This window comes from Streptomyces sp. 15-116A (assembly GCF_025290915.1).
Taxonomy (GTDB): Bacteria; Actinomycetota; Actinomycetes; order Streptomycetales; family Streptomycetaceae; genus Streptomyces.
Window position 1 is genome coordinate 1 of sequence record NZ_JAOCQE010000357.1, and the last position, 5,354, is coordinate 5,354.

Here is a 5,354-nt window from a genome sequence, read left to right on the forward strand (position 1 = left end):
CACGAGGCGATCCTGGCCGCCGCGGACGCGGTCAACGCCCTGGCCGACGAGCCCGCCGGCGCCCGTGAGCACGCCCCGCACCAGAACGCCCCGGCCTGCACGATCGTCGGCACGGTCGTCACGGGCGGCCTGCTGGTCGTCGGCTGGGTCGGCGACAGCCGCGCCTACTGGGTGCCGGTGGACCGCGGCGCGCCGCCGGCCCGGCTCACCGAGGACGACTCCTGGGCGGCCCAGATGGTCGCCGCGGGTCTGATGGGCGAGGCGGAGGCGTACGCCGACCAGCGCGCCCACGCGATCACCGGCTGGCTCGGCGCGGACGCCTACGAACTGGAGCCGCACACCGCGTCGTTCAAGCCGGACCGGCCCGGCCTGGTCGTGGTGTGCACGGACGGCCTGTGGAACTACGCGGAGTCCGCGGAGGAGATGGCCGAGGTGGTGCCCGCCGACGCCGCCGTACGCCCGCTGCACAGCGCCCGCGTGCTCGTCGGTCACGCCCTCGACGGCGGGGGCCACGACAACGTAACAGTGGCCCTGGTGCCGTTCCCGGCCGCCGCTCAGGGGGCAGGATCGGCCTGAGGGCCGCGCACGCGCCGTGCACGCGCCGCGTAGGGCGGGCCTGATGCGGGGAAGTATCAACGGGCCGGAGGGGACCGGCCCGTCATCCGACGTCGCCCCGCGCCTCGCGGGGGCATGGAGGGGGATCGAAGCCGGCATGGCCAGACTTTCGAAATCGAATGTGCCGCAGTTCTCGGTGGACGTGTACCAGAACGAGTACCTGCCGGAGGGTGCCGGCGAGGTCAACGCCATCGTCACGGTGACCGCGACCGGCGGCGGCACCATCGGCAGCGCGGTGACGGCACCGCATCTGTACTCGCCGGGCGAGGGGCCGTCGGCGGCCGTGGTGCTGATGGTCGACTGCTCGGGCTCGATGGACTACCCGCCGACGAAGATGCGCAACGCCCGCGACGCCACTGCCGCCGCGATCGACGCCCTGCGCGACGGCGTCCACTTCGCGGTGGTCGGCGGCACGCATGTCGCGAAGGAGGTCTACCCCGGCGGCGGGCGCCTCGCCGTCGCCGGCGCCACCACCCGCGACCAGGCCAAGCAGGCGCTGCGCAAGCTGAGCGCGGGCGGAGGTACGGCCATCGGCACCTGGCTGCGGCTGGCCGACACGCTGCTGGCGTCGGCGGACGTGGCGATCCGGCACGGCATCCTGCTCACCGACGGCCGCAACGAGCACGAGTCGCCCGAGGATCTGAAGGCGGCCCTGGACGCCTGCGCCGGGCGCTTCACCTGTGACGCCCGCGGGGTGGGCACCGACTGGGAAGTGAAAGAAGTCACAGGGATCGCCTCGGCGCTGCTCGGCACCGCCGACATCGTCGCCGATCCGGCCGGACTCGCCGCGGACTTCACGCAGATGATGGAGACCGCGATGGGCAAGGAGGTCGCGGACGTCTCCCTGCGGCTGTGGACCCCGGTGGGCACGACTGTGAAATTCGTCAAGCAGGTCGCCCCCACGGTCGAGGAGCTCACCGACCGCCGCACCGAGGCGGGCCCGCGCGCGGGCGACTACCCGCTGGGTTCCTGGGGCGACGAGTCCCGGGACTACCACGTCTGTGTCGAGGTGCCGCCCGCCGGCATCGGCCAGGAGATGCTCGCGGCCCGTCTGTCCCTGGTGATTCCGCAGCCCGACGGCAGCGTGGAGAACCTCGGCGCGCAGGGTCTGGTGCGGGCCGTGTGGACCGACGACATGGCCGCGTCGACGTCCATCAACCCTCAGGTCGCGCACTACACGGGGCAGGCCGAACTGGCACAAGCCATCCAGCAAGGGCTCGATCTGCGCAAAGCGGGCGATTTCGATGGAGCAACGGCCAAACTGGGCCGTGCCGTTCAGCTCGCGAGTGCCTCAGGCAACGCGGATACTGCGAAACTGCTTGCGAAGGTGGTGGACGTCGTGGACGCCGCGACCGGTACTGTGCGACTGAAGGCGAAGGTCGAGGAGGCCGACGAGATGACGCTCGAGACTCGGTCCACCAAGACTGTTCGTGTAAAGAAGTGAACCTGTACGTCCCGTACGTGCCTGTAAGTGAACGAGCCTGACCCCTCGGGGTTGGAGAAATCCGGTCGGATGCGGCCGGAAAAGGAGAGGGGGAAGCGCCGACATGCCGACCTGCCCGAACGGACACCAGTCGGGTTCCGACGACTGGTGCGAGGTCTGCGGTCACCGCATGGCGGGTGCCGTGCCTCCACCCCCTCCCCCGCCGCCCGCGCCCGGCGGCGGCTACGGCTTCCCGCCTCCCGGCGGCCCCGGCGGCCAGCAGGGTCCCGGCGGCTTCGGCGGCGGCCAGCCCGAGCTGTGCCCGCAGTGCCGTACGCCGCGTGAGGGCGGCGCGCCGTTCTGCGAGGAGTGCCGCTGGAACTTCCTCACCAACACGGCGACGTCGTACACCCCGCCCGCCCCGCGTCCGCCGGCCCCCGGCCAGGGCGGCCACTACCAGCAGCCGCCCGGCCCGTCGTACGGCGGCGGCGACTCGTACGACTACCAGGGCTCGCGTCCCTCGCAGATGAACCGCCCGGCCGAGCCGATCCCGCCGGGCCCGCCCGGCTACGGCGGCCAGGGCGGTCACGGCGGCCCGCAGGGGTACCAGGCAGGACCGCCGGCCCCGCCCGGCTACCCGCAGGAGACCGGCCGGCCCCAGCAGGGCGGTCCCTCCTACGGCGGTGACGACGACTGGGTGCTCTCCCCGCCGACGGGCGGCCCCGGCCAGCAGGGCGGCGGCTACGGCTATCCGCAGCCCGGCGCGACGCAGGCGCCGCAGGGTCCCGGTGGCTACGGGCAGCACCAGGGCCCGGCGACCTGGACGGTGACGATCGGACCCGACCGTGAGTACTTCATGGCGATGATGCAGCGCTCCGGCCCCGAGGCCGCGGGCCTGAACCTGCCCGCGTACTCGCCCGAGCAGCAGCGCACGCTCACCGGCAACCAGGTCACCATCGGGCGCCGCCGCCACTCCACCGGCGACACCCCCGACATCGACCTGTCGACGCCGCCGGAGGACCCGGGCGTCTCGCACCAGCACGCGGTGCTGGTCCAGCAGCCGGACGGCACGTGGGCGGTCGTCGACCAGAACTCGACCAACGGCACGACGGTCAACGGCGGCGAGGAGCCCATCCAGCCCTTCGTCCCGGTCCCCCTCCAGGACGGCGACCGCGTCCACGTGGGCGCCTGGACGACGATCACCATCCGCCGGGGCTAGACCAGCCGCCAGACATCGCGCCCGGCCGGGTCGTCCAGCCAGGCCCGGGTGGTGTCGCCGTCGACGGTGAGGCCGTAGCGTTCGCGCTGCGGCCTCTCCGCGCGTTTCCACACCTCGTACGCCTCCCTCGGGTCGAGGCTGTCCGCGGTCAGCGCCAGCAGGAACCGGAACAGCTCGTCGCCCACGGCCGCCTCCGGCAGCCCCGTCACATCGGGCGGCGTCGGCCGGGACCGGCTCGCGCCGCGCAGGGGGACGAAGTAGGCGGGGGTGTGCAGGAAGCGCCCCTCGGCGTGACGGGCGTCGCGCACGGTGAGGGCGATGACGCCGGTGGCGTACGGGGCGAGGATCCGGCCACCGGGGCGGCACTGCTCGAGCCAGGCCGGCGGGATCGAGGGCAGCGCGCAGGTCGCGATGATCCGGTCGAACGGGGCGCGTGCCGGGACGCCGCAGGCGCCGTCGCCGGTGATGACGCCCGGGTGGTGTCCCGCGGCGGCGAGGTGCCGGCGGGCCGACTCGGTGATCTCCGGGTCGAGGTCGATGGTGGTGACCAGGTCGTCGTCGCCGAGTCGGTGGGCGAGCAGGGCGGCGTTGTAGCCGCTGCCGGTGCCGATCTCCAGGACCCGGTCGCCGTCCCGGACGCCGAGCGCGGCCAGCATCAGCGCCATCAGGGACGGCTGGCTGCTGGAGGAGAGCAGCTCGCCGTCGCGCAGCAGGGTCGCCAGCGGGGTGTCCCGGTAGGCGCCTCGCAGCCACTGCTCACGCGCCTCGGGATCGGGGCTCTCGCCCCACCGGCGCTCGTAGCCGCCGACGACGCCGACGTGGTACGACGGCACGAACAGATGGCGGGGCACGGCCGCGAACACCTCACGCCAGACGGGGTCGTCGTCGAAGGCCCCGCTCGCGTCGATCTCCCGCACCAGCGCCTCCCGCGCCGAGACGGCGAGTTCCTCCGGCTCCGGCCGCACCGCACGCCCGCCCATGCCTCCACGGTACGGGCGCGTCGGCCGTAGGGGGCGGGACCTAGGGCTTGAGTCCTATGCCGGGCAGTCTGAGACCATGGACGGCGTGACAGAGATTCGGCGCGGCACGCTTCAGGAGCAGACCTTCTACGAGCAGGTCGGCGGGGAGGAGACCTTCCGCCGGCTCGTCCACCGTTTCTACCAGGGCGTGGCCCAGGACCCGCTGCTGCGGCCCATGTACCCCGAGGAGGACCTGGGCCCGGCCGAGGAGCGGCTCGCGCTGTTCCTCATGCAGTACTGGGGCGGTCCGACGACGTACAGCGAGAACCGGGGGCACCCGCGGCTGCGGATGCGGCACGTGCCGTTCAAGGTCGACCGCGCGGCCCACGACGCCTGGCTGAAGCACATGCGCGACGCCGTGGACGAACTGGGCCTGTCCGAGGAACACGAACAGACCCTGTGGAAGTACCTGACGTATGCGGCCGCCTCGATGATCAACACCCCGGACTGAGCCGAACACCGGCGTCCCCCCGGCCGTGCGGATTCCGGTCACGCGTCGCCGCTATTTGATCACGATCCGGTCAAGTCCGCGCTACAAGCGCTTACCCGCGACCAGTCTCCTCTGACACCATCGCCCGGAGGTCTGGACAACACGGGCGGGGGGCTCGGGTGGGGAGCGCGGGGGGACTGACGAGGTTCGTCCTCGCGCGGGCGCGGGCCCATCGGCCGCTTCTCGCCGCCGCCCTGCTCACGGTGCTGCTGACCACCGCGGTCCTGGCGACCCTCACGGCGTACTCCGCCGCCATCGGTGACGCGGCCCTGCGCCACGCGCTGGGCGACCGGCGGGACGCCGCCGACACCACGCTCCTCGTCGAGGCGGACGTACCGGCTCACCGGCGCGCCGACGCCGACGCGGCCGTCCGCGAGGGTGCGCGCGAGGCCTTCGACGAGCTGCCGGTGACCCTGCGCACCCTGACCCGCTCCGGCCCGTACGCCCTCCCCCGCTCCCTGCGGCCCACGGACGAGCGCGCCACGACCGACGACCCCGGCCTCACGCACTTCGCGGCCCTGGACCCGGCCCAGGTGCGGATCACCGCGGGCCGCATGCCCCGCGCCGCCGCCGACGCCGGTGAGCCGG

At 73.5% G+C, this 5,354-nt stretch carries 5 protein-coding genes and 1 pseudogene; 5 read left to right on the plus strand and 1 reads right to left on the minus strand.

The features are described 5' to 3' along the window. The 3 genes from N4P33_RS32055 to N4P33_RS32065 form a co-directional block, all read left to right on the plus strand. Window positions 1–576: PP2C family serine/threonine-protein phosphatase (locus tag N4P33_RS32055; protein ID WP_260830457.1), on the plus strand; the 576-nt coding region annotated here is incomplete at its 5' end. A 136-nt stretch (window positions 577–712) separates the two neighbouring features. After that, the gene (locus N4P33_RS32060) at window positions 713–2,059 is read left to right on the plus strand and encodes a VWA domain-containing protein (protein WP_260830458.1); all 1,347 of its coding nucleotides are present in this window, start codon (window positions 713–715) and stop codon (window positions 2,057–2,059) included. A gap of 103 nt (window positions 2,060–2,162) precedes the next feature. Continuing rightward, window positions 2,163–3,257, plus strand: coding sequence for an FHA domain-containing protein (locus N4P33_RS32065; protein WP_260830459.1), 1,095 nt, complete (start codon window positions 2,163–2,165; stop codon window positions 3,255–3,257). Here N4P33_RS32065 and N4P33_RS32070 read toward each other — a convergent pair. Beyond that, on the minus strand, window positions 3,254–4,237 hold the full coding sequence (locus tag N4P33_RS32070) for a methyltransferase domain-containing protein (RefSeq protein WP_260830460.1): 984 nt from the start codon (window positions 4,235–4,237) through the stop codon (window positions 3,254–3,256). The genes N4P33_RS32065 and N4P33_RS32070 overlap by 4 nt on opposite strands. Before the next feature lie 76 nt (window positions 4,238–4,313). On the opposite strand from N4P33_RS32070, the gene N4P33_RS32075 reads away from it, so the two are divergent. Together N4P33_RS32075 and N4P33_RS32080 are read left to right on the plus strand one after the other, a co-directional pair. Next, window positions 4,314–4,727 carry a globin gene (locus N4P33_RS32075; protein WP_260830461.1) on the plus strand — a complete coding sequence of 138 codons (414 nt, stop codon included), beginning with the start codon at window positions 4,314–4,316 and terminating at the stop codon, window positions 4,725–4,727. 158 nt (window positions 4,728–4,885) lie between these two features. Next, window positions 4,886–5,354 (plus strand): annotated as a pseudogene (locus tag N4P33_RS32080) (ABC transporter permease); the annotation flags it as partial.

Coding starts and splice junctions, on each gene's coding strand:
- N4P33_RS32070 (WP_260830460.1), bottom strand. CDS start 4,237: ATGGGCGGGCGTGCGGTGCGGCCGGAGCCGGAGGAACTCGCCGTCTCG.
- N4P33_RS32075 (WP_260830461.1), top strand. CDS start 4,314: ATGGACGGCGTGACAGAGATTCGGCGCGGCACGCTTCAGGAGCAGACC.
- N4P33_RS32065 (WP_260830459.1), top strand. CDS start 2,163: ATGCCGACCTGCCCGAACGGACACCAGTCGGGTTCCGACGACTGGTGC.
- N4P33_RS32060 (WP_260830458.1), top strand. CDS start 713: ATGGCCAGACTTTCGAAATCGAATGTGCCGCAGTTCTCGGTGGACGTG.